General features: G+C 72.0%; 2 protein-coding genes and 1 tRNA gene. 2 read left to right on the plus strand and 1 reads right to left on the minus strand.

Translation table 11 applies throughout. The features are described from left to right. A partial coding sequence (locus VF468_06975) for a YfjI family protein (protein ID HEX5878049.1) occupies positions 1-1,434 on the plus strand: 1,434 nt, incomplete at its 5' end. Between the two features lie 861 nt (positions 1,435-2,295). Further along, complete coding sequence (locus VF468_06980) at positions 2,296-3,069, plus strand: tyrosine-type recombinase/integrase (GenBank protein HEX5878050.1); 774 nt, start codon at positions 2,296-2,298, stop codon at positions 3,067-3,069. Positions 3,070-3,158: 89 nt separating this feature from the next. Here the strand turns inward: VF468_06980 and VF468_06985 are convergent. Further along, positions 3,159-3,234 (minus strand) — tRNA-Ala (locus tag VF468_06985). Positions 3,235-3,269: the final 35 nt, after the last annotated feature.

The raw sequence follows: 3,269 nt of genomic DNA on the forward strand, positions 1-3,269 counted from the left end.
GCCGTGCTCGCCACCGTGGCTGGCGGGGCGGTCGAGGTCGAACCGCGGCCCGGATGGCGCGAACCGCTGTGCCTGTTCCTGGCCGTGGGCATGGACGCCGGCGCCCGCAAGAGCGGCGTGTTCACCGCCCTCACTTGCCCAGTCGCCGACTTCGAACGCCAGCAAGCCACCGCCGCCCTTCCATCAATCACCGAGACCATCACCCTGCGGCGCATCGCCGACCAGGCCGCCGCCCACGCCGAGGCCGCGGCAAGCAAAGCCCCCGCCGACCAGCAGGAAGAACGCCAAGCCGAGGCCATCGCCCGCGCCGCCGAAGCCGCCAACCTGGCCGTGCCGCCGGTGCCGCGGCGGCTGGTCGATGACGCCACCCCCGAAGCCCTGGCCAGCCTGCTGGCCACCCACGGCCGCATCGCCCTGCTGTCACCCGAAGGGGATGTGTTCGATCAGATGGCCGGCCGCTACAACCAGAACGCCGGCCCCAACCTGGGCGTCTACCTCAAAGGCCATGCCGGCGACCTGCTCAAGGTTGACCGCCGCGGCCGCCCGCCCGAGTACGTGCAACGGCCGTGTCTGACCATCGGCCTCACTGTCCAGCCTGAAGTCCTGCAAGGCCTGGCCGGCCGACCCGGGTTCCGGGGCCGGGGGCTGCTGGCCCGGTTCCTCTACAGCCTCCCGGCCAGCCTGGTCGGCCGCCGCCAGCCCGGCGCCCCACCCGTCCCATCGGCGGTGGCCGACCGCTACGCCCTCGAGCTCCAAGCCCTGGCCGCCAGCCTGACCATCCCAGCCAGTGACGACCCCACAGTCCTGACCCTCGACCCATCGGCGGGGGAGCTGCTGCTCGGCTACGAGCGCGCCCTGGAGCCGCGGCTGGCCGCTGGCAGCGGCGACCTGGCCCACTTGGCCGGCTGGGCAGCCAAGCTTGCTGGCGCAACCTGCCGCCTCGCCGCCCTCCTCCACCTAGCCAGCCACCTGCGCGACGGCTGGGCCCAGCCGATCGGGGTCGAGACCTTCGCCGGCGCCGTCCGGCTGGCTGACTACCTCATCGCGCACGCCCGGGCCGTGTTCGACCTGATGGGGGCCGACCCTCGAGTCGACGACGCCTGCTGGCTCCTGAACTGGGTCAGCCGCACCAGCCGGACCCAGTTCAGCCGCCGCGACGCCCACCGGGCCGCCCCCCGCGGCCGCTTCGCCACGGCCACCGACCTCGAGCCAGCCCTCCGGCTGCTCGAGGAGCACGGCTACCTCCGCCGCGTCGACCCTGAGCCCTCCCAGGACCCACGCGGCCGCGGCCGACCCGCTTCGCCTCGGTTCCTCGTCAACCCGCTGCCGCGCACCGCAGAAATGACAGAAACACCAAAAACAACCGCCGGAGCTGTTTCTGTCGATTCTGGCGTTTCTGCGGCGCGCGGCGATACCTCGGGCGGCCACCGATGAGGGTGAACTCGTCTGTCACGTTATCCAACGAGAACGGCCTCAGCCGCTCCCGGCCATGTCAGCGGTCGTGTCTAGCGGCCAGCGCCCGCGAGCGACCTGCCTGTGCGCCTGGACGGGCACTCTTGTCGCCCACCGGTCCCTGGTTACTCACGCTCGGGAAGCGGAGGCCCGGATGGGGTCGATGACCTGGCGCAAGCGCGGCCACCGCTATCAGGTGTCCTGGCGGCTGGACGACGGCTCCCAAGGCGCCAAGACCGTGGACTCCGCCGACGAGGCCCGCGACCTGGCCGCCGAGAAACGCCTCGAGCTGCGCCGCGGCACCTGGCAGGGCCGACGCCGGGGTCGGTTGCCGTTCAGCCGGTGGGCCGATGAGTGGTGGGAGCTGTACTCCACCGACCCCGACCGCAGCCCCAACACCCTGGCCATCACCGAAAGCCGACTCCGGCTGCACGTGCGGCCCTGGTTCGCTGACCACCCGATCGAGCGCATCGGCCCCGCCGACGTACGCCGCTGGCAACGCGACCTGGCCACCAAGGTCGGCCCGGCCACCCTTGGCCAGTGCCGCTCCTTGGCCTTGCGGATCTTCCAGTTCGCCCTCGATGAAGGCGCCATCGACACCAACCCAGTCCGCAAAGTCCCGGCCCCCAAGCGCCGCGCCGACCCCGACGTGCTTCTACGACCCGGCAAACGCCGCGCCCTCACCCCGAGGAAGCCGGCCAGCTGCTGGCCTGTTTCCCGCTGTTCTGGTGGGATCACGTCATCACCCTGCTCGGGACTGGCCTGCGTATCGGCGAACTTGCCGGCCTGCACCGCCGCCGTGTCCACCTCACCCAGCCCATCCCGACCCTGCAGGTCGTCGACGTGCGCTATCAGGCCGGCCGCCAGTTCGGCAGCGGCTTCAAGCCCCGCCCCAAGAGCGACGCCAGCATCCGCGAGATCCCCCTCGCCCCCCAGGTGGTCGAGGCGATCCGCCGCCGGCTCCCACCCGGCAACGATCCCGCCGCCCTGTTGTTCACCGGCCCCGGCGGCGGCCCTGGGCAGCGCGGTGGCCCTGGGGTGAGGAAGGGCACCCGCACAGTGGTGTCGCGGCACAACTTCCGCCGCACCTACCACGGCGCCCTGGCCAAGCTGACCAATCCGGCCACCGCCGGGCTGCGGCCGACCGCCGCCCGCGTCCTGAGGGCGCTGTGGGACCACGGACCTCTCACCGCCGAGCAGCTCGCGGCCCAGCTGAGCACCCAGGGCCGCACCGCCAGGGTGGCCACCATCGACCAGGCTCTGGCCGAGCTCGCCGCCGCCGGCGCCGCCACCGCCGACCCCCAGACGCAGCGATGGACGCTGCTGCCCGGCGCCCAGCATCCTCTGCTGGATGCGGTCGACCTGCACGGCGCCCACGACTTCCGCCACACCTTCTCCACCTGGCTGGAAGACGCCGGCGTCCCGGCCCGGGTCATCGACGAGCTGATGGGCCACCAGGCCAGCGGACGGTCCGGCCGGCATCAGGCCAGCGCCATCGGCGCCCACTACCGGCACACCACCCCGGAGATGGCGGCCCGCGTGGTGGCTGCGGTGGAGCAACGCCTGGTCATCGTCTTGGCCACGGCGGAGGCCGCCCTGGACCAGCAGCCCTGGTGACGCTCCGCGTTGGATAGTCACCCTGCGTCATTTGCTGGCAGATTGCTGGCAGACGACGCTGCGAGGGTGAGCGGGAGATGCGTTGTGCCTGGTGGAGCGGAGGGGATTTGAACCCCTGACCCCTTGCATGCCATGCAAGTGCTCTGCCAGCTGAGCTACAGCCCCGGAAGGGGTGACTATAGCGACCGACCCTGGTCGGT

The organism is Actinomycetota bacterium, assembly GCA_036280995.1.
GTDB lineage: Bacteria > Actinomycetota > CALGFH01 > CALGFH01 > CALGFH01 > CALGFH01.